Consider the following 22899-nt stretch of genomic DNA (forward strand, 5'->3'; position numbering starts at 1 on the left):
CCCTATTCGCTATTCGCTATTCGCTATTCGCTACTCTCTATTCGCTCTTTAATCATCCAACACCCACGTATCCTTCGTCCCACCGCCTTGCGAGGAGTTGACCACAAGCGACCCCTCCTTGAGCGCGACGCGAGTCAGGCCGCCCGGGACGATCTGGATACGATCCGAAACCAGCACATAAGGCCTGAGATCGACATGGCGCGGCGACAGCCCCTTCTCGGTCAGGATCGGGCATGTCGACAGCGCGAGCGTCGGCTGGGCGATGTAGTTGCCGGGTTTGGCCTGCAGCTTCTTGGCGAACGCCTCGCATTCCTTCTTGGTCGCCGCGGGGCCGACCAGCATGCCGTAGCCGCCGGAGCCGTGCACTTCCTTGATGACAAGCTCGCCGATGTGCTCCAGCACATATTTCAGGCTGTCGGGTTCCGAGCAGCGCCAGGTCGGGATGTTGCCGAGGATCGCCTTGCGGCCTGTGTAGAACTCGACGATCTCGGGCATGTAGGAATAGATCGCCTTGTCGTCGGCGATGCCGGTGCCCGGCGCGTTAGCGATGGTGATGTTGCCGGCCCGATAGACATCCATGATGCCCGGCACGCCGAGCGCGGAATCCGGCCGGAAGGTCAGCGGATCGAGGAAGGCGTCGTCCACGCGCCGGTAAAGCACGTCGATCTGCTTGTAGCCCTCGGTGGTGCGCATCGTGACATGGCCGTCGACCACGCGCAGATCCTGTCCTTCGACCAGTTGCACGCCCATCTGGTCGGCGAGGAAGGCGTGCTCGAAATAGGCGGAGTTGTAGCTGCCCGGCGTCAGCACCGCGATGGTCGGCGCGCCCTTTGCGCTCTGCGGCCGCACCGCCGCCAGCGACTGGCGCAGCAGTTGCGGATAGTTCTCCACCGGCCGCACCTTGATCTGCTGGAACAGCTCCGGGAAGAGCTGCATCATCGTCTCGCGGTTCTCCAGCATGTAGGAGACGCCCGACGGCGTGCGGGCATTGTCCTCGAGCACGTAGAATTCATTCTCGCTGATGCGCACGATGTCGACGCCGATGATGTGGGTGTAGACGCCGGCCGGCGGTCTCACACCGATCATCTCCGGCAGGAACGCTTCATTCTTCGCCACCAGCTCCTTGGGAACGCGCCCGGCGCGCAGGATTTCCTGGCGGTGGTAGATATCGTCGAGAAAGGCGTTGAGCGCCTGCACGCGCTGCTCGATGCCCTGCGTCAGCCGGCGCCATTCCTGGCCGGAAATGATGCGCGGGACGATGTCGAAGGGGATCAGCCGTTCCGAAGCTTCCTGCTCGCCATAGACGGCGAAGGTGATGCCGGTCTTGCGGAAGACGCGTTCGGCGTCCTCCATTTTCTGGGTGAGCCTGGCCGGGTCCTGTTCCTTCAGCCAGCGATCATAAGCCTGGTATGGTCTTCTCAATCCGGAGACTTCCGGAAGCATTTCGTCGAACGCTGCCAATCGCGTACTCCCCTCTGAAGCCATTTCACTGGCCCGGCTGGAGAAAATCAAGCGCAATCGATGATTTGGGCGGCGCTGGCGGCCGTCCTATGCAAATTGCCTACGATTAGGGCAGCGGGAGCGACGCCGGGTCAGTTCATGCCCGGTGAGCGGGCATCAAACGGCAAATCAGAACGCCCGGAAAGTGACGATGGTGAAGGTGTCCTTGATTCCAGGCAGGATCTGCACCCGTTCATTGATGAAGTGGCCGATGTCTTCCTCGTCGTCGACATAGAATTTTGCGAGCAGGTCGTAATTGCCGGCGGTCGAATAGATTTCGGAGGCGATCTCGGCATCGGCGAGCGCGCTGGCGACCTCATAGGCTTTGCCCAGATCGCACTTTATCTGCACGAAAAATGCCTTCATTTCCCGGTCCTGCCAGTCTTCGCGAATGAGCGGCCCTTGTGGCAGACTGGCGACGGGCTTTCAAGCATCAGGCTGCACGCGCCTTGGCGGCCGCTTGCCGCAACTCCGCGATCGGCATGCCACACCGGCCCGGGGACGCCACCAAGGACAGTTCGGGAACACCTCAGGTCAGGTCCTAGCGGAGGCATCCATGCAGGCAAGAAATCTGCGAAACGGTGAAACCACGGCACGCCGGCAGCGTATGATAGTTGTTCCACGCGAATTCTGGAGACAGGCCATGCGCCGCGTATTGTTCGCACTCGCTCTCGTTCCGATGGTTCTTGCATCCATGGCCTTCGCCGGTGACGCCGAGATCAAAGCGGCGCAAACAGTCATCGACAGCCAGCTCAAGGCCTTTCTCGCCGATGACGGCGCCACCGCCTACAGCTTCGCCGCGCCAAATGTGAAGCGGATCTTCCCGACCGTCGACACCTTCATGAACATGGTGACCAACGGCTATGCGCCGGTGCGCAGGCCGCAGAACTATTCCTTCGGCAAGGTGGAGCAGACCGGGCCGGCCTCGATCGTCCAGCAGGTGCTGATCGTCGGGCCCGATGGCAAGGACTATGAGGCGGTGTACACGCTCGAACAGCAGCCCGACGGCAGCTTTAAGATCACCGGCTGCAGCCTGCGCGCCGCGACTTCGGTGAGCACATAAAAGCGCTCATAGCGCCGGCAGATCGCCCCTCGCCCAGTATTCCGAAATCGCGGCAGCGCGCGTCTCGAAGGCTTTTGCCTCGATCGCGGCGCGGATGTCCTGCATCAGCTTCTGGTAGTAGGACAGGTTGTTCCAGGTGAGCAGCATTGCGCCGAGGGACTCCTGCGAGCGAACGAGATGATGGAGATAGGCGCGCGAATAGTCGCGCGCGGCCGGGCAGTCGCTTTCCTCGTCCAGCGGACGCGGATCGTCGGCATGGCGGGCGTTGCGCAGGTTGATCTTGCCGCGGCGCGTATAGGCCAGACCATGGCGGCCGGCGCGCGTCGGCATCACGCAGTCGAACATGTCGATGCCGCGTGCCACGGATTTCAAGATGTCGTCCGGGGTCCCGACGCCCATCAGGTAGCGCGGCCTGTCGGCCGGCAGTTCCGGGCAGGTTATGTCCAGCATCTCCAGCATCACCGCCTGCGGCTCGCCGACCGCCAGCCCACCGACGGCATAGCCTTTGAGGTCCATCGCCGCCAGCGCCTGCGCCGAACGCACGCGCATCACAGCACTGTCGCCGCCCTGCACGATGCCGAACATCGCCTTGCCCAGCTGATCGCCGAACGCCGCCTTGCAGCGTTCGGCCCAGCGCAGCGACAGTTCCATGGCGCGCTCGATTTCCTTCGGCTTGGCGGGAAGCGCCGTACACTCGTCGAGCTGCATCTGGATATCGGAATCGAGCAGCCCCTGGATTTCGATTGACCGCTCCGGCGACATCTCGTAGCGCGCACCGTCGATATGCGAGCGGAAGGTGACGCCCGTTTCGCTAAGCTTCCTCAGCTTCGACAACGACATTACCTGGAAGCCGCCGCTATCGGTCAGGATCGGGTGCGGCCAGCGCGCGAATTCATGCAGGCCGCCGAGCTTCGCCACACGCTCGGCGCCTGGCCTGAGCATCAAATGATAGGTGTTGCCGAGGATGATGTCGGCGCCGACGCCGCGCACCTGATCCATATACATGGCCTTGACGGTGCCGCCGGTGCCGACCGGCATGAAGGCCGGCGTGCGGATCTCGCCGCGCGGCATGCTGATGAGGCCGCGCCGCGCACTACCGTCGGTGGCGAGCAGCTTGAAAGAGAAAGTCTCAGCCATCGAATTCCTTGTCATGCACCGGGGCGCCGGGTGCCTGCTCGTCGAGCGACTGCCGGTAGCGGATGCAGCCGCGCATGAATTTCGGCCACGGCGGCACGGCGATCGCCGGCTCGGTCTTCTCCGGCAGCAGGTCCCAGAGGTCGGGATGATGCCAGCAGAGATCATGGCCGGTCGCATCGCGATGCGCGCGGATACCGGCGCGCAGCTTCGTCACTTCCGCGATGAGCGCCTCGCGGTCCATTCTCTCTAGATCATCGTCCATCGCTCGTCTCCGCTCGGTAAAGCAGGCTGGAGTCCCCGTAGGAGTAGAACCTGTAGCGGCTCTCGATGGCATGCGCATAGGCCGAACGCATCGCGTCCAGTCCGCTGAAGGCCGAGACCAGCATGAACAGCGTCGAGCGCGGCAGATGGAAATTGGTCATCAGCATGTCAGCTGTCTTGAAGCGGTAGCCGGGGGTGATGAAGATATCGGTCGGCCCGGACCAGGCCTCGATCCTGCCATCCTCACGCGCAGCACTTTCCAGAAGGCGCAGCGAGGTCGTGCCGACGGCGACAAGCCGCCCTCCCCGCGCCCTTGCAGCGTTGAGCGCGTCTGCCGTTTCTTGGCTCACCAAGCCCGTTTCCGCGTGCATCTTATGGTCGGCGGTGTCGTCGGTCTTAACCGGCAAAAAAGTGCCGGCGCCGACATGCAGCGTGACGAAGCGCCGCTCGATGCCCTTGGCTTCCAGCGCTGCAAACAGCTCCGGCGTGAAATGCAGGCCGGCGGTGGGGGCCGCGACCGCGCCCTCTTCCCTGGCATAGATGGTCTGGTAGTCGCTGCGGTCGCGCTCGTCGTCATCTCGCCTCGAGGCGATGTATGGCGGCAATGGGATGTGGCCTACGGCGTGCATTGCCTCGTCGAGAAAGACGCCCGAGAGGTCGAAGCCGAGCAACACCTCGCCCGCCTCGCCTTTCTCGATCACCGTCGCGTCGAGCTGGCCGAGAAAGCAGGAATTCTGGTCGTGGCCGAAATGAATGCGGTCGCCGACGGCGATGCGCTTGCCGGGCCGCATGAAGGCCCGCCAGCGGTCCGGCGCGAGCCGCATATGCAGCGTGGCCTCGACCTGCGCCATCGCTTCGCCGCGCTTGCGGATGCCTTTCAGCTGGGCCGGAATGACCTTGGTATCGTTGAATACCAGCACGTCGCCTTCTCTCAGCAGCGACGGCAGATCGCTGACGGTGCGGTCGCGCAGCGTTTCGCCCGGTTTGACCACCAATAGCTTGGCGCTGTCGCGCGGCTCCGCCGGGCGCAGCGCAATGCACTCCTCCGGCAGGTCGAAGTCGAAAAGATCGACGCGCATCAGTAGAGCCGGATGAGCAGCGCTCCTACGAGCAGCAGCACGGCGCCGGCCACGCGGCCAAGCGAGACCTCGCGCACGGCAACACCAAGGAAGCCGGCACGGTCGACCAGCATGCCGGCGATCAGTTGGCCGGCGACCAGGAAGGCCATCAGCGCCGCCGCGCCGATGCGCGGCGTGAGAATGGTGGAGAGCGTGACGTAGAATCCGCCGAGCATGCCGCCGGCGACGAACAGCCAGGGTGCCGGCGCCTTCCAGTCGAGCGAGAGGCCCTGCAGCTTCACCACGGCGACCGCGATGATACCGAGAACGACGGCGCCCGACAGGAACGAGAAAGCGGCGGCCGCGACCGGAAGGCCGAGGCCGCGCGCCAGTTGCGAGTTGATCGGCGCCTGGATGGCGATGAAGGCGCCGGACAGGATGCCGAGCAGGGACCAGACTGCGCCCATCATCGTTCTATGCCTTACTTGACGTCGGCCGCGACCTTCAGCGACACGATCTTGTCGGGATCCTGCACCGGCTCGCCGCGCTTGATCTTGTCGACATTCTCCATGCCTTCGATGACCTGGCCCCAGACCGTGTACTGGCGATTGAGGAAGGAGGCATCGTCGAAGCAGATGAAGAACTGCGAGTTCGCCGAGTTCGGGTTCTGCGCCCGCGCCATCGAGCAGGTGCCGCGGCCGTGATTGGCGTTGGAGAATTCGGCCTTGAGGTCCGGCTTGTCGGAGCCGCCCATGCCGGCGCGCGACGGAGCGAAGGTCGGCTTCGAGGAGTTGCCGAACTTGACGTCGCCGGTCTGCGCCATGAAGCCGTCGATGACACGGTGGAACACGACGCCGTCATAGGCGCCCTCGCGCGCCAGTTCCTTGATACGCGCGACGTGACCGGGCGCAAGGTCCGGATACATTTCGATGACGACCTCGCCCTTGGTCGTTTCCATGATGAGCGCGTTCTCGCGGTCCTTGATCTCAGCCATGTCAGAAAATCCTTTTGAGAATCGAGCAGTTACTTATTGTCGGCAGCGATGCGAACTTTGATCATGCGGTCCGGGTCCTTGACCGTGCCGTTGTCCGCCTCATCGCCCTTCTTGATCTTGTCCACCAGATCCATGCCGCTCTCCACCTTGCCGACAATGGTGTACTGCCCGTCGAGGTTCGGCGCGGGCGCGAACATGATGAAGAACTGGGAATTGGCCGAGTTCGGGTCCTGTGAGCGGGCCATGCCGACCACGCCACGGGTGAATTGCTCGGTCTGCGAGAACTCGGCAGGCAGATCGGGAAGGTCGGATCCGCCCGTGCCGACAGCCTCGGGATTAAAACCCTTCTTCATGTTGCCGAACTTGACGTCGCCGGTCTGGGCCATGAAGCCGTCGATGACGCGGTGGAAGGCGACATTGTCATAGGCGCCCTCGCGCACCAGCTTCTTGATCTGCGCCACATGCTTCGGCGCCAGATCGGGACGCAGCGCGACGGTCACGTCACCCTCCTTCAGCGTGATGATCATGGTGTTTTCCTTGTCGGCTGCCGAGGCCGGCAAGGACGCCGCCAAAACGCCGGCAAGCACGACAAGCAACGAAGCGAGCTTTTTCAGCTGCATGAGGTTCTCCGAAAGTCTTTGTTTGGGTGCATGTCGTTGCCCCAAAACCGGGATCCACTTTTGGGCGACATGCACTATTTCGCGAATTTGGCAGTGAGGGCGCCTGCGACGGCCGCCGGCACGAACGGGCGGATGTCGCCGCCCATCGACGCAATCTGGCGGACAAGTGTGGCGGTAATGGTGCGCACTGACGGGCTGGCCGGCAGGAAAACCGTCTGCAGCTCCGGCGCCATGGTCTCGTTCATGCCCGCCATCTGCATCTCATAGTCGAGATCGGTGCCGTCGCGCAGGCCGCGGATGATGATCGAGGCGCCATGCTTCCTGGCGGCGTCGATGACCAGCCCATCGAACGAGACGACCTTGATGCGGTCGCTGTCGCGGCCGAATTCCGCCTTGGTCGCGGCCTCGATCAGCTTCACGCGTTCCTCGAAGGAAAACAGCGGCGTCTTGCCGGGATGAATGCCGATTGCAGCGTAGACGGTGTCGGCCACGGCAAGCGAAGCCTTCAACACGTCGAGGTGACCATTGGTCAGCGGGTCGAAGGAGCCGGCGTAAAGGGCGGTGCGTTCGGTCATGGCAGGCTTCTAGCGAGCCTCTCCGACAAAGGCAAATCCCATTGCTACGCCCGGTCGTGAACCTTTTCACGGACGTCAACGACAGACGAATGCGACAATCACGAACGCTTCACACAGCATTCACCAGCTTGCCGCTTCAGGAGATGAAACCAAAGCACCATCTTTATCGTTGTGATCGCAGGAGAACACGCAAATGCTGATCTACATGCTTGCCACTGCAATGACCATCGTGATGCTGATCGCCACCGCATTCGGGTTGCACCAGGAAGCGGCGCGGGTGCGCATCAAGACCAACACCAAGCGGCTCGATGGCTTCGTAGGAGGCCGCAACCTGTACCACCGCCGCTGACTTCCAGCCATGATCGCACCGGCCAAGGGCCGGTGGCGCGCAGTAAGGCTATTCGGGATTTCCCTCGCCCGAATCTTCTGCAGTGTCGGCTTCACCCGAAGGCGCTTCCTCGGCTTCCTCGTCCGACTGCGGCTCCGAAATCCGCTCGACCGACACCACCTTCTCACCTTCGGCGGTGTTGAAGATGGTCACCCCCTTGGTGGCGCGGCTGGCGAAGCGGATGCCATCGACGGGCACGCGGATGACGGTCCCGCCATCCGATACCAGCATGATCTGATCGTCGTTGCCGACCGGGAAGGTCGCGACCAGCCGGCCGATCTCGGCCACTTTCGAGACATCCGTGGCGCGGATGCCCTTGCCGCCGCGACCCGTCAGGCGGAAATCATAGGACGAGGAACGCTTGCCGTAGCCGTATTCGGTCACCGTCAGCACAAGCTGCTCGTGCATCTTGAGGAATTCGTAGCGCTCGTCGGAAAGCTCGGCTTCCTCGCCGATCTCCTCATTGGTCAGCGCGATCTCTTCCTCCTCGGCTGCACCGCCGGCGGCAAGCCGACGCTCGGATGCCGCACGCTTGAGATAGGCCGCGCGCTCAGCCGGTGAAGCATCTACATGTTCGATCACCGACATCGAGATCACGCGGTCGGTTTCGGCCATGGCGATGCCGCGCACGCCGACGGAATTGCGGCTCTGGAAGACGCGCACATCGGAGACCGAGAAGCGGATGCACTGGCCGGAATTCGCCGTCAGCAGCACGTCGTCATTGTCCGTGCAGGTCTCGACGCCGAGGATTTCGTCGCCTTCTTCCTCCAGCTTCATGGCGATCTTGCCGTTGCGGTTGACCTGGACGAAGTCGGACAGCTTGTTGCGTCGCACGGTGCCGCGCGTGGTTGCGAACATCACGTCGAGCTCGCCCCAGCTCGTCTCGTCCTCCGGCAGCGGCATGATGGTGGTGATGCGCTCGCCCTGCTCGAGCGGCAGCATGTTGATCAGCGCCTTGCCGCGCGACTGTGGGTTGCCGACCGGCAGGCGCCAGACCTTTTCCTTGTAGACGATGCCGCGCGAGGAGAAGAACAGCACTGGCGTATGCGTGTTGGCGACGAATAGCCGGGTGACGAAATCTTCTTCCTTGGTCGACATGCCGGAGCGGCCCTTGCCGCCGCGACGCTGCGCCCGGTAGAGCGACAGCGGCACGCGCTTGATGTAGCCGGAATGGCTGACCGTGACGACCATGTCCTCGCGCTGGATCAGGTCTTCGTCTTCCATGTCCGCCCCGCCCTCGGCGAGTTCCGTGCGGCGCGGCGTGCCGAACTCGTCGCGGACGGCGATCAGCTCGTCCTTGACGATCTGCTGGATGCGCGCGCGAGAAGACAGGATGTCAAGGTAATCAAGGATTTCAGCGCCGATCTTGTTCAACTCGTCGGCGATCTCGTCGCGGCCGAGCGCGGTCAGGCGCTGCAGGCGCAGGTCGAGGATGGCGCGGGCCTGCTCCTCGGATAGATTGTAGGTGCCGTCCTCGTTGATGCGGTGGCGCGGATCATCGATCAGCTGGATCAGCGGAGCGACGTCGTGCGATGGCCAGCGCCGTTCCATCAACTGCTCGCGCGCCGTCTGCGGATCTGGCGCGGTGCGGATCAGCTTGATCACCTCATCGATGTTGGCGACGGCGATAGCGAGACCGACCAGCACATGGGCGCGCTCGCGCGCCTTGCGCAGAAGATATTTCGTGCGCCGGCTGATAACCTCCTCGCGGAAGCCGACAAAGGCCTTCAGCATGTCGATCAGCGTCAGCACTTCCGGCTTGCCGCCGTTCAGCGCGACCATATTGGCGCCGAACGAGGTCTGCAGCGGCGTGAAGCGGTAAAGCTGGTTCAAAATGACATCGGCGACCGCCTCGCGCTTGAGCTCGACGACGACACGGTAGCCCTGGCGGTCGCTCTCGTCGCGGATGTCGGAGATGCCCTCGATGCGCTTCTCGCGCACGAGTTCGGCCATCTTCTCGATCATCGCCGCCTTGTTCACCTGATAGGGAATCTCGGTGATGATGATCGATTCACGGTCGTTGCCGCGCGCCTCGATGTTGACGCGGCCGCGCATGACGATCGAGCCGCGGCCCGTCGAATAGGCATTGTAGATGCCGGAGCGGCCAAGCACGATGCCGCCGGTCGGGAAATCCGGACCGGGCACGATCTCCATCAGCGCAGGCAGGTCGATCGCCGGATTGTCGATGATGGCGATGGCGCCGTTGCAGACTTCGGCCAGATTGTGCGGCGGGATGTTGGTGGCCATGCCGACGGCGATGCCGCCCGAGCCGTTGACGAGCAGGTTCGGGAAGCGCGCCGGCAGCACCTTGGGCTCGGTGGCGGAGGCGTCGTAGGTGTCCTGGAAATCGACGGTTTCCTTGTCGATGTCCTCCAGCAGCTCATGCGCAACCTTGGTCAGCCGGGACTCGGTGTAGCGCATCGCCGCCGGCGGGTCGCCGTCGATCGAGCCGAAATTGCCCTGACCGTCGATCAGCGGCACGCGCAGCGACCAATCCTGGGCCATGCGCACCAGCGCGTCATAGATCGAGGCGTCGCCATGCGGATGGTATTTACCCATCACGTCGGCGACCGGGCGCGCCGACTTCACATATTTGCGGTTCCAGTGATAGCCGCTCTCATGCGAGGCATAGAGGATGCGGCGGTGCACCGGCTTCAGGCCGTCGCGCACGTCGGGCAGCGCCCGACTGACGATCACACTCATGGCGTAATCGAGATAGGAGCGCTGCATCTCCTCGATGATCGAAATCGGCTCGATGCCGGTGGGGCCGCCCTCCGGCCCGCGCGGTGTCTTCTGGTCGGTCAAATCAGGTCACAATCCAGTCGGGAATCACTCGCCGCTTATATAGGAAGCCGGGCTGAAACTCCAATGGCTACGGCACTTTTCCAAAGACAATTTCGGCGGCAATTTCAAATGGATACCGCTGATTGCGACGATATGGCCAAAGCCACACTTAGAGCTCGCAGGCCAAGTCGATCTCGAACGGCCTGGCTAATGCCCGCGTCTGCCCGCCCGTTTGCGGCGGTAGGCGCCGGGCGCTTCTCCCATCTCGCGCCGGAACCTCCGGTTGAAGGTCGAAAGGTCGTTGAAGCCGGCATCGAAAGCAATTGTCGAGATCGCTTCGTTCGACGCGCACAGCCGCACCGCGGCCCGATGCAGCCTGGTCCTCAGCAGGAACTGATAGGGCGTCATGCCGGCGACATGACGGAACGTGCGCAGGAAATGATACGGGCTGGTCGCCGTGCCGTCGGCGAGTTCGGTCAGCGAAAGCGGGCGATCGGCGTTGAGCTCGATCAAACGCACCGCCTCGGCTACGCGTTTCTGGTCGCGGGCGCTGGGTGTCCGGGCAACCTCGGACGAATTGGCCGCAGCCCCGACCACCGCGTAGGCAATGCGCAGACCGAGTTCCTCGAACGCCTCGCCGTCGCCCGTTTGCTGCGCCGCCTCCGCTTGCGCCAGCAACGGCGCCAGCACCGGCAAGGGCGGCAGGCGTGGGTCGGCAAAGCCGAGCCGGCTTGCGCCCGGCACATCGGCGACGACGCGCTCCATATAGGCCGGCGAAAAATGGAAGGAGAGGCAGCGGTCGCCCGCGCCGTGCTCGTGGCCGCACTCGTAGCAGGCGCCCGGATTGCCGAGCAGGATGGCGCCTGGAGCAAGCATTGCGGTGCCCTGGCGCGTCCGGTAGCGGAACGTGCCCCTGGTCACGGCGGCGACGCAGAAACCGCGATGCTGTTCCTCAAACGGGCGGTCGCCGGCGCGAGCCGTGCAGATCACGTCGGATACCTGCCAGCCATGCCCTGAGGCCAGGTTTTTCTCAGTCGTCGCCATCGCGAAAAAATAGCAATTTTTCCCAAGCCCAGAACCCCGCCATGCCCCTATTGCTCGCCTCTCCTGACAAACGAGGCAGCAACCATGACCGATCCCTTTGCCGAAGCCCTGCACAGCGACGCTCCCAATCCGGATCTCGCCGAGAAGCTCAAACTCTACGGCCGCTTCATCGGCGCCTGGACCTTCGACGCCACGCGCACGCTGGAGGACGGCACCAGGCTCACTGGGCGCGGCGAGGTGCATTTCGGCTGGGTTCTGGAGGGCAAGGCGGTCCAGGACGTCTGGATCCTGCCGGCGCGGAATGCCGGGGTGCAAGCCTCTCTCGGGCCATGGACCTTCTACGGCTCGACGCTGCGCGTCTACGACCCCGGCGCGGACGCCTGGCATATCTACTGGAGCGATCCGCGCAACCAGTATCACAGCCGCCAGCTCGGCCGCGCCGAAGGCGACATGATCGTTCAGATCGGCGCCGACGGCACCGGCTCCTCGGTGCGCTGGAGCTTTTCGCACATCACCGAGAACGCCTTCCGCTGGCTTGGCGAGCGTTCGCATGACGGCGGCAAAACCTGGCGCACCGAGGTCGAGTTCCTGGCGCGGCGCTCGACTCCAGCCTGACCGATTAACCACCTGTATTTATGGAGAAAACGATGCTTGACCATATCTCGATCGGCGTCCGCGACAGCGGCGCCTCGAAGCGCTTCTACGACGCCGCTTTGGAGCCCCTCGGCTACTCGTGCCTCAGCCAGTCACCCGGCTCGCTCGGCTACGGCGCCAGGACCGTAAAACTCTGGGTCAATGAGGCCGGCCGGCCGGTCCCGGCCGACGCGGACTCCGGCCTGCACTTCTGCTTTGCCGCACCGACACGCGCCGGCGTCGACGCTTTCCATGCGGCGGCCTTGCTTGCGGGTGGCAAGAACAATGGCCGGCCCGGCCCGCGCGCCGCCTATGGCGACAACTACTACGCCGCCTTCGTAATCGACCCTGACGGCTACCGGCTCGAGGCTTACTGCAACAAAGCTGAATAGCCGGCTGAAATCCTCCCGTCCTGTTCCCACCGCTCCCGCTTTGCTCTACGAATGCAGGGCTTGGGCTTCGCCAGGCGGGAGGGGACCAGCGATGCCGAGCTTCGACACCCTGTTCAACGCCTTCGTCACCATCCTGGTGACCATCGATCCGCCCGGGCTGGCACCGCTCTTCCTCGCCGTCACGCGTGGCATGAACCGGGACGAGCGCCAGCAAGTCTCGGTGCGAGCTTCGGTGATCGGCTTTCTGGTGATGGCGTTGTTCGCCGTCGCCGGCGCGTCGATCCTGTCGGTGTTCGGCATCACGCTGCCGGCCTTCCGCGTCGCCGGCGGCTTCCTGCTTTTCTTCATCGCCTTCGAAATGGTGTTCGAGCGCCGTCAGGACCGCAAGGAGAAGATCGGCGACGTCGCCATCACCAAGGACATGATCCACAACATCGCCGCCTTTCCGCTGGCGATCCCGCTGATCGCCGGTCCCGGCGCGATATCGGCGACAGTGCTGCTGTCAGGACACTTCGAGGGCTTTGCCGCGCAAGCGGCGCTGGTCGGCATCATCGCGATCTGTCTTGTGCTCACCTTTCTGGTGTTCGTGCTGGCAGAGCGCATCGACCGCATCCTCGGCCAGACCGGCCGCTCGATCCTGACGAGGCTGCTCGGCGTTATCCTGGCGGCGCTTGCGGTGCAGTTCGTCGCCGACGGCGTCAGGGCGCTGATGGCTGCCTGAGCAGCATCCCTACTGCCTTATTTCACTGCTGTATCGACCACCTCGAAATCATGCGTGACGGCCGCCGTCTTGGCCATCATCGCGGTGGCCGAGCAGTATTTCTCGATCGACAGGTCGATCGCCCTTTTCACCTTGTCGTGCGACATCGCGCGACCCTTGACGATGAAATGCATGTGGATGCGGGTGAAGACGCGCGGTTCCGTCTCGGCACGATCCGCGTCCAGCTCGACCACGCAGTCCTCGACCGCCTCGCGACCTTTTTCGAGGATATGGACCACGTCATAGGCCGAGCAGCCTCCGGTGCCGATCAGCACCAGCTCCATTGGGCTCGGCCCTGGCGTCCGGCCTTCCGGCCCACGCGCCGTGCCCAGCACGACTTTGTGACCGCTGCCGGACTCGCCGACAAAGGTGCGTTCCTCAACCCATTTGACGCGTGCTTTCACGATGATCTTCCTTAGACGCTGCTTTGCAAGCGGACTATCGCCGCAACTATCAACTATAGGCAATTCCGGACGGAAAACCGCGACGCACTTTCGCTCGAAATTGTTTATTGGCCGAATACGACCGTGTGCATGATGCGGCCGGGCACCAACGTGAAGATGCCGGCGCCGATCAGCGCAAATAGGTAGAGCTTGATCATGACGCTGCGATGCGCGGCCACTTTATGGGTGTGCGCATACCAGACCGCCAGCGGGGCGGTGACAACCACCAGGATCGACAGGATGTGGATCGGGCTGAACGGCCCGATCAGGCGTATCTGCTGGATCCAGAAGCTCGAGACGGCGACGATCAGCATCAGCGCTGCCCAGGCATAGCCCAAGACGCGGTGGCGTGTCGTGCCTTTCGGCAATGCCAGTTGCGCCCCGCCTATCGCCAGCGCGGCGAAGGCGGCGAACGCGTGCCATGGAATGGGAGGAGGCGCTGTCAGCAACGGTCCGAGCGACATCGCGCCTTCCCCTCAAACGACGATTGCGAGACCTTCAGAACGGAATCTCGTCATCCAGCTCGCGCGATGAACCACCGCCACCGCCCCTGGAACCGCCACCGCCGCCACGGCTGAAGCCTTCGTTCGGGCCCGACTGGCCGAAATCGGAACCCCGGCTGTTGCCGCCGGCATAACTGCCGACCTGGCCGCCGCCTTCGCCGCGCGCGTCGAGCATCTGCAGCTCGCCACGGAATTTCTGCAGTACGACCTCGGTCGTGTAGCGATCGTTGCCGGTCTGGTCCTGCCATTTGCGCGTCTGCAGCTGGCCCTCGACATAGACCTTCATGCCCTTCTTCAAATACTGCTCCGCCACCTTGGCGAGCTGGTCGTTGAAGATGACGACATTGTGCCACTCCGTCTTTTCCTTGCGCTCCCCGGAATTCTTGTCGCGCCAGCTTTCCGACGTGGCGATGCGGATGTTGACGACCGGGTCGCCCGAATTCAGGCGGCGGATTTCAGGGTCCGCCCCGAGATTGCCGACCAGAATGACCTTGTTGACGCTACCCGCCATCGTACTTCTCCGCGCTCATACGAAACAAATTTTAAGTCGCTCACCTTACAGCCTGCGGTTCGCCCATGCCCGCGAAGGCTGGCTTTTCCCACAAGGTTTTTGTTCTCTCTTCGTTCTAGTCTTGACCGCTGTTTCTGTCAAGGAATGTCAGCAACAGGTAGTATTCCTGGGCAGGAAACAAGGGGATATCGGAATGAACGTTGTTTCGCATGAGGATCAGCCGCGCGAAACGTGGCGCGCCGGAGTCGAAACCCGCATGCATGTTGCCGCCGCCAATGGCGCGGCGGGCCTTTGCATATTCGAGCAGTGGGTCGGACCGGGTAGCGGCGCACCAACGCATGCGCACAAAGTCGAGGAAGTACTGACGGTGATTGCCGGCGAAGCCGAAATGTGGGTCGACGACCGACGGGCCGTGCTTGCCGCCGGGCAGTCCCTGATCATTCCCGCGCACCGCAAGCATGGCTTTCGAAACGTAGCTTCCGGCACGCTTCACATCCATGCCGTGCTCGCATCGCCAATCTTCGAGGCAAGCTTCGACGGAGCCGCGGAGCCGGTGAGACGCTGGACGGCCTAAAACGGCGCTTGCCAAACCAATAAGTATGGACTTATGCTTTGCGCATGATCGAAGCAGAGATTTTCCGGGCCCTGGCCGATCCGACACGCCGCGCCGTCTACGAGCGGCTCGCGGCCGGCGAATTGACGGTGTCCGAGCTGCGCGCCGGCGTGAGCGTGTCGCAGCCGGCCGTCTCGCAGCATCTTGCCGTGCTGCGCGGCGCCGGACTGGTGATCGAGCGGCGCGCCGGCCGCAACGCCTATTACCGCGCCGAACCTCAAGGGCTCGATCCCTTGCTCGGCTGGATCGAACGCTACCGCGCCTTCTGGCCGGAGCGCATCGAGCGTTTGAAGCGGGTTCTGAAGGAAATGGACCAATGACGATTACCAAACACCCGGCAGCGGCCAACGCGCCGCTCAGCTTCAAATGCGAGCTTCCCGATCCGCCGGAAAAGTCTGGCGGGCGCTCACCGAGCCGGAACTGCTCGCCGCTTGGCTGATGCCCAACGACATCAAGCCGGCGATCGGCGAGCGCTTTGCCTTTGCCGGACCAAACGCGCCGATCGAGTGCGAAGTGCTCGAGGCCGAGCCCGGCACGCTGCTGCGCTATTCCTGGCGTGAGCGACCGGGCGTGGACGCTGCCGACCGGCTACCGGCATTCGACGGCCCCATCTTCGACAGCATTGTCACCTTCACGCTCGCGCGCACGGTTTCCGGCGGCACGCATCTCAGCATCGTCCATGATGGTTTCGCGACGGTCGCGCAACCTGTCGTCGCCGTTTCCGGCGCCGGCTGCGGGATTTCGCTCCACGCGCGCAAGAGCCCAGCTGCCGCCAACGCGCCAAGCATGATGCTGCGCGCGGCTTGACCAAAGAACCGAGGAGATCTGCGATGAGCGCCTTTGCCAATCTCGTGCCGATGGTGATCGAGCAGTCGAGCCGCGGCGAACGCGCCTTCGACATTTTCTCGCGGCTGCTGCGCGAACGCATCGTTTTCATCAACGGTGAGATCAATGACGGCGTGTCGGCGCTGGTCTGCGCGCAGCTCCTGTCGCTGGAATCGGACCATCCCGACAAGGAGATATCGATCTACATCAACTCGCCGGGCGGCGTGGTGACCAGCGGCTTCGCCATCTACGACACCATGCAGTACATCTCCTGCCCGGTGTCGACGGTGTGCATGGGCTTTGCCGCCTCGATGGGCTCATTCCTGTTGATGGCGGGCTCGCCCGGTCGGCGCATCGCGCTGCCCAACACCAGGATCGTGCTGCATCAGCCGCTGGGCGGCTTCCAGGGCCAGGCCTCCGACATCCAGCGCCACGCCGAGGACATCCTGCGCACCAAGCGCCACATGACGGAGCTGTACGCCAAGCATTGCGGCCGGACCTATGACGAGGTCGAGCGCACGCTCGACCGCGACTATTTCATGACCGCCGAGGAAGCTAAGGCCTGGGGGCTCGTCGACCATGTCTACGACACGCGCAAGAAGGCGGGCTGACCGCGCGGCAAATTGATTGCGGCGCATCTGGCCTCGCCTTCGGCGCGCCTCTATAGTTCGCGCATGATCCGAGCGCGTTCCTTGACGAATCTGGGTTTTGCCGTTGTCGCAGTCGCCGGCGTGCTTGCGGTCGGCACCGCCGCTTTTGCCGACGACAATTCGACACAAAAACTGCCCGGCGTGAGCAGCGACTACCGTATCGCCAAGCCCGCGCCGCAGCCCGAGCCTGACGACTCACTGCCAGCCGGCAGCAACGGCACGTTCAAGATCGGCGACACCGATGTCAGGATTTCGGGTAGCATAACCATCGACATGGCAACGGGCGCCATCAGGCCTCCCAACCACTGAAGCTTACCCCGCATTGCGGACGCCGGCGACGGACCTTCGACTCGCAAAATGCAAGCCCCGCCACTGCTTCCGCAGGTGGACGGGGCTTTCATGGATCTGAAACCCAATTTTAGCCGGGAGTGGACTGCCGGCGTTCTGTTTCGGATGCAACGCGGCTTTCAGCCGACGATCCGACTATGGTCTCTGATTGTAGGAATCGGCAGGTCACGTTTTTCGGGTGGCGCTCACGCCTACCCTGGCACTATGCCCGCCGCGGCTCCATCGCTTCGTGGAGCCTCAAGGGACTGTCCGGTGGCGTCATGCTCCGCTCCTGGTCCGTTGTGGCAATGTCGTCCGAAGCGCAAATCGCTGAAGCCTGCGGCGTCTCGCAGGCCACCTCTGGGTGACGAGGCCATCGACAGACGGCCGGCTTCGTTGACGCCTTTGAGACTGCCCCCATGGGTCCGGGACGTCAACCGTTGAAGAGCCGGTTACAGAAAAATGTGATCGATCGGAGGTTACGTCCAGGTAAGTCGAATGCCTTCGACTGATCGGTCGCGACGGTTTTTGCAGCCGCTGTTTCCACAGCGCTTTGTCAGGAGGGTGTTCGGCCTTTGTTCTTTCCGCTTGCCCGCTCGCGCGAAAGGCGGTTAAACGCTTTGGTCGAGATTGTGGCGTCTCTCGACGCGGCGACGAGATTACCTACATAGGGGATGGCCGGGACAAACCCGCCAATCCAGCAAATTCCAGACCTGAGGCGGCGACCGGCGATGGCCGACCAAAAATATCTTTCCATTCGCGGCGCGCGCGAACACAATCTCAAGAACGTCGATCTCGACCTGCCGCGCGACAGCCTGATCGTCATGACCGGCCTGTCGGGATCCGGCAAGTCGTCGCTTGCCTTCGACACCATCTATGCCGAGGGTCAGCGTCGCTATGTCGAAAGCCTTTCGGCCTATGCCCGCCAGTTCCTGGAAATGATGCAGAAGCCGGACGTCGACCAGATCGACGGCTTGTCTCCCGCCATCTCGATCGAGCAGAAGACGACGTCGCGCAACCCGCGCTCGACAGTCGGCACCGTCACCGAAATCTACGACTATATGCGCCTGCTCTTCGCCCGCGTCGGCATTCCCTATTCGCCGGCCACCGGCCTGCCGATCGAAAGCCAGACGGTCAGCCAGATGGTTGACCGCGTGCTGGCGCTGGACGAGGGCACGCGTCTCTACCTGCTGGCGCCGATCGTGCGCGGCCGCAAGGGCGAATACCGCAAGGAACTTCTGGAGCTGCAGAAGAAGGGGTTCCAGCGCGTCAAGGTCGACGGCGTCTTCTACGAGATCGCCGACGTGCCGGCGCTGGACAAGAAATACAAGCACGACATCGACGTGGTCGTCGACCGCATCGTAGTTCGCGGCGATCTGGCGACGCGGCTTGCGGATTCGATGGAGACGGCGCTGAAGCTCGCCGACGGGCTTGCGGTGGCCGAGTTCGCCGACAAGCCGCTCGACGCCAGCCGGACGGGCGAGGACTCGGTCAACAAGTCGAAGAACGAGACGCATGAGCGCATCATGTTCTCGGAAAAATTCGCCTGCCCGGTGTCCGGCTTCACCATTCCCGAGATCGAGCCCAGGCTGTTCTCCTTCAACAATCCGTTCGGCGCCTGCCCGACCTGCGACGGCCTCGGCAGCCAGCGCGCCATCGACGCCAACCTCATTGTGCCGGACGAGAATGTCTCGCTGCGCGACGGCGCCATCAGCCCGTGGGCGAAATCGACCTCGCCCTATTACGCGCAGACGCTTGAGGCCTTGGGCAAGGCCTATGGCTTCAAGCTCGGCGACAAGTTCAAGGATCTGAGCGCCGAGGCGCAGCAGGCCGTGCTGCACGGCACGGGCGAGCGCGAGATCACCTTCCAGTATGACGACGGCCTGCGGTCCTACAAAACGACCAAGACCTTCGAGGGCGTCATCCCCAACCTCGACCGGCGCTGGAAAGAAACGGAATCGGCCTGGATGCGCGAGGAGATCGAGCGCTTCATGTCGGCCACCCCCTGCCCCGCCTGCAACGGCTACCGGCTGAAGCCGGAAGCGCTCTCAGTCAAGATCGCCGGCAGGCACATCGGCGAGGTCACGGAGCTGTCGATCCGCAAGGCCGACCGGTGGTTCACCGATCTGCCGGCGCAGCTCAACGAAAAGCAGAATGAGATCGCCGTCCGGGTGCTGAAGGAAATCCGCGAGCGCCTGCGTTTCTTGAACGATGTCGGCCTCGACTATCTGACGTTGTCGCGCAATTCCGGCACGCTGTCGGGCGGCGAGAGCCAGCGCATTCGTTTGGCCTCGCAGATCGGCTCAGGCTTGACGGGCGTGCTCTACGTCCTGGACGAGCCGTCTATCGGTTTGCACCAGCGCGACAATGCCCGCCTGCTCGATACGCTGAAGCACCTGCGCGACATCGGCAACACGGTGATCGTCGTCGAGCATGACGAGGACGCGATCCTGCATGCCGATTATGTCGTCGATATCGGCCCGGCCGCCGGCATCCATGGCGGTGAGATCATCGCGCAAGGCACGCCGCAGCAGATCATGGCGACGCCCGCCTCGATCACCGGCAAGTATTTGTCGGGCGAGCTCGAGGTCGCGACGCAGGCGGTGCGCCGCGAGGCGAAAAAGAACCGGCGTATCAAGGTCATCGGCGCGCGCGGCAACAATTTGAAGAACGTCACGGCGGAGATCCCGCTCGGCACTTTCACCTGCGTCACCGGCGTCTCCGGCGGCGGCAAGTCGACCTTCCTGATCGAGACGCTGTTCAAGGCGGCCTCACGCCGCATCATGGGCTCGCGCGAGCATCCGGCCGAGCATGATCGCATCGAGGGCCTGGAGTTCCTCGACAAGGTCATCGATATCGACCAGTCGCCGATCGGCCGCACGCCGCGCTCCAACCCGGCCACCTATACCGGCGCTTTCACGCCGATCCGCGATTGGTTCGCCGGTCTGCCGGAGGCTAAGGCGCGCGGCTATCAGCCGGGCCGTTTCTCCTTCAACGTCAAGGGCGGCCGCTGCGAGGCGTGCCAGGGCGACGGCGTCATCAAGATCGAGATGCACTTCCTGCCCGACGTCTACGTCACCTGCGACGTCTGCCATGGCAAGCGCTACAACCGCGAGACGCTGGACGTGCTGTTCAAGGGCAAGTCGATCGCCGACGTGCTCGACATGACGGTGGAGGAAGGCGTCGAGTTCTTCTCGGCGGTGCCCGGCGTGCGCGACAAGCTCGAGACGCTGAAGCAGGTCGGGCTCGGCTACATCCATATCGGCCAGCAGGCGACGACGCTCTCAGGCGGCGAGGCGCAGCGCATCAAGCTGGCCAAGGAACTGTCGCGCAAGGCGACCGGGAAGACGCTCTACATCCTGGATGAGCCGACCACCGGCCTGCATTTCCACGACGTCGCCAAGCTTCTCGAAGTGCTGCATGAGCTGGTCGACCAGGGCAACACGGTGGTGGTGATCGAGCACAACCTCGAAGTCATCAAGACCGCCGACTGGGTGCTCGACCTCGGCCCCGAGGGCGGCGACGGCGGTGGCGAGCTGGTAGCCTCCGGCACGCCGGAAGCGATCGTGCGCGAAAAGCGCAGCTACACCGGCCAGTTCCTGAAGGAGCTTCTGGAGCGGCGCCCCGGGGGCAAGCGCGAAGCGGCCGAGTGAGGCGAGTGGGTCGGCAAGCGTTTGGAACAGTCTCAAATGAAGATCAGGCAAGCGCTTGCAGGTGATCTCCAAGCTGTCGTCGCGATAACCACGGACGCCTACCGCCCCCTACACCGCCCTGTTCGGCGCGCCGCCGATCCCGGTGACCGAGGACTATGCGCCCCGTATTACGCGCGGCGAGGTCTGGCTGCTGGAGGATGGTTCCGATCTGGCCGGGCTGCTTGTCCTCGAGCGGCACGACGATCATGCCATGATCTTCAGCGTTGCCGTTTCGCCGGCCTTCCAGGGCAGGAGACTCGGCATCGCGCTGCTCGACTTCGCCGACGAGCAGGCGCGGTCATGGGGCGTGCCGGAGGTGCGCCTCTACACCAATTCGCGCATGGAGCGGAACATCGCGCTCTATTCGGCTTACGGCTATCGGGAAACGGGTCGCCGCGCCAACCCATACCGGCCAGGATGGATATTGGTCGACATGGCCAAGCCGGTCGACAAAGCAGCCTGAGCCGCATTCAAAACTCGGAGGAGGAAGACGATGAGCCAAGGAAAGATCCGCTCCGGCATGGGCGGCTGGACCTTCGAGCCCTGGGACACCTCCTTCTATCCGGAGAAGCTCGCCAAGGCCAAGCAGTTGCACTATGCCAGCCGCCAGGTGCCGAGCATCGAGGTCAACGGCACCTATTATTCCAGCTTCAAGGAGCCGACCTTCGTCAAGTGGGCGAACGATACGCCGGACGGCTTCGTCTTTTCGCTCAAGGGCAACCGCTTCGTCACCAACCGCCGCGTGCTCGGCGAGGCCGGGGAATCGATAATACGCTTCCTCGGCTCGGGCATTGTCGCGCTCGGCGACAAGCTGGGACCGATCCTGTGGCAGTTCGCGCCGACGAAGAAGTTCGATGCGGACGATCTCGAGGCCTTCCTGAAGCTGCTGCCCGACAAGCAGGACGGCGTGCCGCTGCGCCATGCGCTCGAAGTGCGGCATGACAGCTTCATTGTCCCGAAATTTCCGGCTCTGGCGCGCAAATACAATGCCGCCATCGTCTATGCCGACCACGCCAAATATCCGGCGATCGCCGACGTCACCGGCGATTTCGTCTATGCCCGCCTGCAAACCGGCAGCGACGACAATCCCGATTGCTACACTCCGAAAGGGCTCGACGAATGGGCGGGCCGCATCAAGACCTGGGCGGAAGGCGGGCAGCCGGCCGACCTGCCGCGCGCCGATCCCAAGACCGACGCGCCGGTCAAGCCGCGCGACGTGTTCGCCTATTTCATAAGCGAGGGCAAGGTGCGCGCGCCCTTCGGTGCAATGGCGCTGATGAAGCGGGTGGCGGCCTAAACTGGCGCGGCTCTTTGTTGGAACGCCGGAAGTTTGCCCGGCGCGGAACGCCGTCGGCAGTTGGCTTGTCGGAACCTGCCGGCCATCTTGACCGTTCTGTCCCAGCCGATCGCGAGGTCGGCGGAGGGTTATCTCGCCGAAAGATCGGTACGGCGACCTCGCGAAACGCTCGCCAAACCCGCAGCGTCGGAAAGGAGCGAGGGAAGATGACCGTCATCCTCGGTGCGTTGCTTACCATCGCAGGCGTCGTCTACATGGCAGGCGCCACTTTGAGGCGCGGACGCCTGAGTGACCCGGCATCTACAGCCCCGGATCGTCCGGCGCCGAACCTGGCAACACCCGGCCCCACGCTGGAGCCGCGGCGACGCGGACTCCGTTTCCTCGGCCTGTCTCAGAATTGGCCAGGTCTGGTGATGATGGCGCTCGGCATCATACTGCTGTTGTCGGTGTTCGTCCTCTGACCTTACGGAATGTCGGAGAGTCGTCACTCGCAGCCGCGTGCTTGACATCCGCCGCTGCGCTTGAAGCTCAGAGCAATTCCGGAACGGTTGAAGTCTTGCTGCTCAGGCCGTCAGTGGTGCCCGATTACTTCGTTATAGGCGTCGAGGTCGACGTAAAAGACCTTGGTTATTTCGCCGAGCAGATCATCCTCGTCGTAGCCCTGCGACATCAGGATGTTGATCGCCGTCATGATATCGACGCGCTCGGTCAGCCGCCGCTTCTGATAGTCCTCGACAAAACGTTCCATCGCCTTCCCCTGGCAAGCTTTTGTTGGACGCATCGACCGACAATCACTGCGGGGAAAGCTAGGCGAGCTTGCTTGCGCGGA

At 63.4% G+C, this 22899-nt stretch carries 28 protein-coding genes and 1 pseudogene; 14 read left to right on the forward strand and 15 right to left on the reverse strand.

Annotated features, from left to right (window positions below):
* Window positions 1-48: 48 nt before the first annotated feature.
* Complete coding sequence (locus tag P9230_RS00795; protein WP_066992507.1) at window positions 49-1461, reverse strand: circularly permuted type 2 ATP-grasp protein; 1413 nt, start codon at window positions 1459-1461, stop codon at window positions 49-51.
* 168 nt (window positions 1462-1629) lie between these two features.
* Complete coding sequence (locus P9230_RS00800; RefSeq protein WP_066992504.1) at window positions 1630-1866, reverse strand: Lrp/AsnC ligand binding domain-containing protein; 237 nt, start codon at window positions 1864-1866, stop codon at window positions 1630-1632.
* Window positions 1867-2143: 277 nt separating this feature from the next.
* On the opposite strand from P9230_RS00800, the gene P9230_RS00805 reads away from it, so the two are divergent.
* Window positions 2144-2563: a DUF4864 domain-containing protein gene (locus tag P9230_RS00805; RefSeq protein ID WP_066992501.1), complete on the forward strand. Its 420-nt coding sequence runs from the start codon at window positions 2144-2146 to the stop codon at window positions 2561-2563.
* Between the two features lie 6 nt (window positions 2564-2569).
* Here the strand turns inward: P9230_RS00805 and tgt are convergent, their stop codons facing one another.
* The 7 genes from tgt to coaD all read right to left on the reverse strand — a co-directional run bounded on the left by tgt (window position 2570) and on the right by coaD (window position 7208).
* A complete protein-coding gene (gene tgt / locus P9230_RS00810) occupies window positions 2570-3700 on the reverse strand; it encodes a tRNA guanosine(34) transglycosylase Tgt (RefSeq protein ID WP_278117000.1) in 1131 nt (376 codons plus the stop codon).
* Window positions 3693-3962, reverse strand: coding sequence for a hypothetical protein (locus tag P9230_RS00815; protein WP_095780556.1), 270 nt, complete (start codon window positions 3960-3962; stop codon window positions 3693-3695). The genes tgt and P9230_RS00815 overlap by 8 nt, the downstream gene beginning before the upstream one ends.
* Window positions 3952-5040 carry a tRNA preQ1(34) S-adenosylmethionine ribosyltransferase-isomerase QueA gene (gene queA, locus P9230_RS00820; RefSeq protein WP_278117002.1) on the reverse strand — a complete coding sequence of 363 codons (1089 nt, stop codon included), beginning with the start codon at window positions 5038-5040 and terminating at the stop codon, window positions 3952-3954. The genes P9230_RS00815 and queA overlap by 11 nt, the downstream gene beginning before the upstream one ends.
* Window positions 5040-5489, reverse strand: coding sequence for a DMT family transporter (locus P9230_RS00825; RefSeq protein ID WP_095780558.1), 450 nt, complete (start codon window positions 5487-5489; stop codon window positions 5040-5042). The genes queA and P9230_RS00825 overlap by 1 nt, the downstream gene beginning before the upstream one ends.
* Window positions 5490-5500: 11 nt before the next feature.
* The gene (locus tag P9230_RS00830; protein WP_066992487.1) at window positions 5501-6013 is read right to left on the reverse strand and encodes a peptidylprolyl isomerase; all 513 of its coding nucleotides are present in this window, start codon (window positions 6011-6013) and stop codon (window positions 5501-5503) included.
* A gap of 29 nt (window positions 6014-6042) precedes the next feature.
* Window positions 6043-6540, reverse strand: coding sequence for a peptidylprolyl isomerase (locus P9230_RS00835; RefSeq protein WP_245322426.1), 498 nt, complete (start codon window positions 6538-6540; stop codon window positions 6043-6045).
* Window positions 6541-6707: 167 nt separating this feature from the next.
* Entirely contained in the window at window positions 6708-7208 is a 501-nt protein-coding gene (gene coaD, locus P9230_RS00840; protein WP_095780560.1) for a pantetheine-phosphate adenylyltransferase, read from the reverse strand.
* A 193-nt stretch (window positions 7209-7401) separates the two neighbouring features.
* Between coaD and P9230_RS00845 the strand changes: the two genes are divergently transcribed.
* Entirely contained in the window at window positions 7402-7557 is a 156-nt protein-coding gene (locus tag P9230_RS00845) for a hypothetical protein (RefSeq protein WP_278117004.1), read from the forward strand.
* 48 nt (window positions 7558-7605) lie between these two features.
* Here P9230_RS00845 and gyrA read toward each other — a convergent pair whose 3' ends face one another.
* Together gyrA and P9230_RS00855 are read right to left on the reverse strand one after the other, a co-directional pair.
* Entirely contained in the window at window positions 7606-10401 is a 2796-nt protein-coding gene (gene gyrA, locus P9230_RS00850) for a DNA gyrase subunit A (RefSeq protein WP_067319763.1), read from the reverse strand.
* A 186-nt stretch (window positions 10402-10587) separates the two neighbouring features.
* Window positions 10588-11424, reverse strand: coding sequence for an AraC family transcriptional regulator (locus P9230_RS00855; RefSeq protein WP_278117007.1), 837 nt, complete (start codon window positions 11422-11424; stop codon window positions 10588-10590).
* An 84-nt stretch (window positions 11425-11508) separates the two neighbouring features.
* On the opposite strand from P9230_RS00855, the gene P9230_RS00860 reads away from it, so the two are divergent.
* From P9230_RS00860 to P9230_RS00870, 3 genes are all read left to right on the forward strand, one after another.
* Entirely contained in the window at window positions 11509-12039 is a 531-nt protein-coding gene (locus tag P9230_RS00860; RefSeq protein WP_278117009.1) for a hypothetical protein, read from the forward strand.
* 32 nt (window positions 12040-12071) lie between these two features.
* The gene (locus P9230_RS00865; protein WP_278117011.1) at window positions 12072-12449 is read left to right on the forward strand and encodes a VOC family protein; all 378 of its coding nucleotides are present in this window, start codon (window positions 12072-12074) and stop codon (window positions 12447-12449) included.
* 91 nt (window positions 12450-12540) lie between these two features.
* Window positions 12541-13170, forward strand: a complete 630-nt coding sequence (locus P9230_RS00870) for a MarC family protein (protein WP_066992466.1) — start codon at window positions 12541-12543, stop codon at window positions 13168-13170.
* Between the two features lie 17 nt (window positions 13171-13187).
* On the opposite strand, the gene P9230_RS00875 is transcribed toward P9230_RS00870, so the two are convergent.
* From P9230_RS00875 to P9230_RS00885, 3 genes are all read right to left on the reverse strand, one after another.
* Complete coding sequence (locus P9230_RS00875) at window positions 13188-13613, reverse strand: OsmC family protein (RefSeq protein WP_067319759.1); 426 nt, start codon at window positions 13611-13613, stop codon at window positions 13188-13190.
* A gap of 104 nt (window positions 13614-13717) precedes the next feature.
* A complete protein-coding gene (locus tag P9230_RS00880) occupies window positions 13718-14116 on the reverse strand; it encodes a DUF2306 domain-containing protein (protein ID WP_278117013.1) in 399 nt (132 codons plus the stop codon).
* A gap of 34 nt (window positions 14117-14150) precedes the next feature.
* The gene (locus P9230_RS00885; protein ID WP_127324940.1) at window positions 14151-14666 is read right to left on the reverse strand and encodes a single-stranded DNA-binding protein; all 516 of its coding nucleotides are present in this window, start codon (window positions 14664-14666) and stop codon (window positions 14151-14153) included.
* A gap of 256 nt (window positions 14667-14922) precedes the next feature.
* On the opposite strand from P9230_RS00885, the gene P9230_RS00890 reads away from it, so the two are divergent.
* The 9 genes and pseudogenes from P9230_RS00890 (at window position 14923) to P9230_RS00930 (ending at window position 22531) form a co-directional block, all read left to right on the forward strand.
* Complete coding sequence (locus P9230_RS00890) at window positions 14923-15240, forward strand: cupin domain-containing protein (protein WP_082953686.1); 318 nt, start codon at window positions 14923-14925, stop codon at window positions 15238-15240.
* 44 nt (window positions 15241-15284) lie between these two features.
* Window positions 15285-15599: a metalloregulator ArsR/SmtB family transcription factor gene (locus P9230_RS00895; RefSeq protein WP_127242267.1), complete on the forward strand. Its 315-nt coding sequence runs from the start codon at window positions 15285-15287 to the stop codon at window positions 15597-15599.
* 46 nt (window positions 15600-15645) lie between these two features.
* Entirely contained in the window at window positions 15646-16086 is a 441-nt protein-coding gene (locus P9230_RS00900) for an SRPBCC domain-containing protein (protein ID WP_347403953.1), read from the forward strand.
* Between the two features lie 23 nt (window positions 16087-16109).
* A complete protein-coding gene (locus P9230_RS00905; RefSeq protein ID WP_278117016.1) occupies window positions 16110-16715 on the forward strand; it encodes an ATP-dependent Clp protease proteolytic subunit in 606 nt (201 codons plus the stop codon).
* An 81-nt stretch (window positions 16716-16796) separates the two neighbouring features.
* Window positions 16797-17063 carry a hypothetical protein gene (locus P9230_RS00910; RefSeq protein ID WP_245466679.1) on the forward strand — a complete coding sequence of 89 codons (267 nt, stop codon included), beginning with the start codon at window positions 16797-16799 and terminating at the stop codon, window positions 17061-17063.
* A 749-nt stretch (window positions 17064-17812) separates the two neighbouring features.
* Window positions 17813-20734, forward strand: a complete 2922-nt coding sequence (gene uvrA, locus P9230_RS00915) for an excinuclease ABC subunit UvrA (RefSeq protein ID WP_278117018.1) — start codon at window positions 17813-17815, stop codon at window positions 20732-20734.
* A 36-nt stretch (window positions 20735-20770) separates the two neighbouring features.
* Window positions 20771-21236: pseudogene (locus P9230_RS00920) on the forward strand (GNAT family N-acetyltransferase).
* Between the two features lie 30 nt (window positions 21237-21266).
* Entirely contained in the window at window positions 21267-22070 is an 804-nt protein-coding gene (locus tag P9230_RS00925) for a DUF72 domain-containing protein (RefSeq protein WP_278117020.1), read from the forward strand.
* Window positions 22071-22276: 206 nt separating this feature from the next.
* Window positions 22277-22531, forward strand: a complete 255-nt coding sequence (locus tag P9230_RS00930) for a hypothetical protein (RefSeq protein ID WP_095777769.1) — start codon at window positions 22277-22279, stop codon at window positions 22529-22531.
* A gap of 110 nt (window positions 22532-22641) precedes the next feature.
* Here P9230_RS00930 and P9230_RS00935 read toward each other — a convergent pair whose 3' ends face one another.
* Window positions 22642-22818 carry a hypothetical protein gene (locus P9230_RS00935; RefSeq protein WP_082953673.1) on the reverse strand — a complete coding sequence of 59 codons (177 nt, stop codon included), beginning with the start codon at window positions 22816-22818 and terminating at the stop codon, window positions 22642-22644.
* Between the last annotated feature and the right edge of the window lie 81 nt (window positions 22819-22899).

It is taken from the genome of Mesorhizobium sp. WSM4887 (assembly GCF_029625865.1).
Classification (GTDB): domain Bacteria; phylum Pseudomonadota; class Alphaproteobacteria; order Rhizobiales; family Rhizobiaceae; genus Mesorhizobium.

Excerpts from the sequence above, each read along its gene's own strand:
- P9230_RS00815 (WP_095780556.1), bottom strand. The coding sequence starts at position 3,962 with ATGGACGATGATCTAGAGAGAATGGACCGCGAGGCGCTCATCGCGGAA.
- P9230_RS00880 (WP_278117013.1), bottom strand. The coding sequence starts at position 14,116 with ATGTCGCTCGGACCGTTGCTGACAGCGCCTCCTCCCATTCCATGGCAC.
- P9230_RS00895 (WP_127242267.1), top strand. The coding sequence starts at position 15,285 with ATGATCGAAGCAGAGATTTTCCGGGCCCTGGCCGATCCGACACGCCGC.
- P9230_RS00805 (WP_066992501.1), top strand. The coding sequence starts at position 2,144 with ATGCGCCGCGTATTGTTCGCACTCGCTCTCGTTCCGATGGTTCTTGCA.
- P9230_RS00860 (WP_278117009.1), top strand. The coding sequence starts at position 11,509 with ATGACCGATCCCTTTGCCGAAGCCCTGCACAGCGACGCTCCCAATCCG.
- tgt (WP_278117000.1), bottom strand. The coding sequence starts at position 3,700 with ATGGCTGAGACTTTCTCTTTCAAGCTGCTCGCCACCGACGGTAGTGCG.
- P9230_RS00935 (WP_082953673.1), bottom strand. The coding sequence starts at position 22,818 with ATGGAACGTTTTGTCGAGGACTATCAGAAGCGGCGGCTGACCGAGCGC.
- queA (WP_278117002.1), bottom strand. The coding sequence starts at position 5,040 with ATGCGCGTCGATCTTTTCGACTTCGACCTGCCGGAGGAGTGCATTGCG.
- P9230_RS00900 (WP_347403953.1), top strand. The coding sequence starts at position 15,646 with ATGCGAGCTTCCCGATCCGCCGGAAAAGTCTGGCGGGCGCTCACCGAG.
- P9230_RS00845 (WP_278117004.1), top strand. The coding sequence starts at position 7,402 with ATGCTGATCTACATGCTTGCCACTGCAATGACCATCGTGATGCTGATC.
- P9230_RS00825 (WP_095780558.1), bottom strand. The coding sequence starts at position 5,489 with ATGATGGGCGCAGTCTGGTCCCTGCTCGGCATCCTGTCCGGCGCCTTC.
- P9230_RS00800 (WP_066992504.1), bottom strand. The coding sequence starts at position 1,866 with ATGAAGGCATTTTTCGTGCAGATAAAGTGCGATCTGGGCAAAGCCTAT.
- P9230_RS00865 (WP_278117011.1), top strand. The coding sequence starts at position 12,072 with ATGCTTGACCATATCTCGATCGGCGTCCGCGACAGCGGCGCCTCGAAG.
- P9230_RS00905 (WP_278117016.1), top strand. The coding sequence starts at position 16,110 with ATGAGCGCCTTTGCCAATCTCGTGCCGATGGTGATCGAGCAGTCGAGC.
- P9230_RS00890 (WP_082953686.1), top strand. The coding sequence starts at position 14,923 with ATGCATGTTGCCGCCGCCAATGGCGCGGCGGGCCTTTGCATATTCGAG.
- coaD (WP_095780560.1), bottom strand. The coding sequence starts at position 7,208 with ATGACCGAACGCACCGCCCTTTACGCCGGCTCCTTCGACCCGCTGACC.
- P9230_RS00870 (WP_066992466.1), top strand. The coding sequence starts at position 12,541 with ATGCCGAGCTTCGACACCCTGTTCAACGCCTTCGTCACCATCCTGGTG.
- P9230_RS00855 (WP_278117007.1), bottom strand. The coding sequence starts at position 11,424 with ATGGCGACGACTGAGAAAAACCTGGCCTCAGGGCATGGCTGGCAGGTA.
- P9230_RS00885 (WP_127324940.1), bottom strand. The coding sequence starts at position 14,666 with ATGGCGGGTAGCGTCAACAAGGTCATTCTGGTCGGCAATCTCGGGGCG.
- P9230_RS00830 (WP_066992487.1), bottom strand. The coding sequence starts at position 6,013 with ATGGCTGAGATCAAGGACCGCGAGAACGCGCTCATCATGGAAACGACC.
- P9230_RS00925 (WP_278117020.1), top strand. The coding sequence starts at position 21,267 with ATGAGCCAAGGAAAGATCCGCTCCGGCATGGGCGGCTGGACCTTCGAG.
- P9230_RS00835 (WP_245322426.1), bottom strand. The coding sequence starts at position 6,540 with ATGATCATCACGCTGAAGGAGGGTGACGTGACCGTCGCGCTGCGTCCC.
- uvrA (WP_278117018.1), top strand. The coding sequence starts at position 17,813 with ATGGCCGACCAAAAATATCTTTCCATTCGCGGCGCGCGCGAACACAAT.
- P9230_RS00930 (WP_095777769.1), top strand. The coding sequence starts at position 22,277 with ATGACCGTCATCCTCGGTGCGTTGCTTACCATCGCAGGCGTCGTCTAC.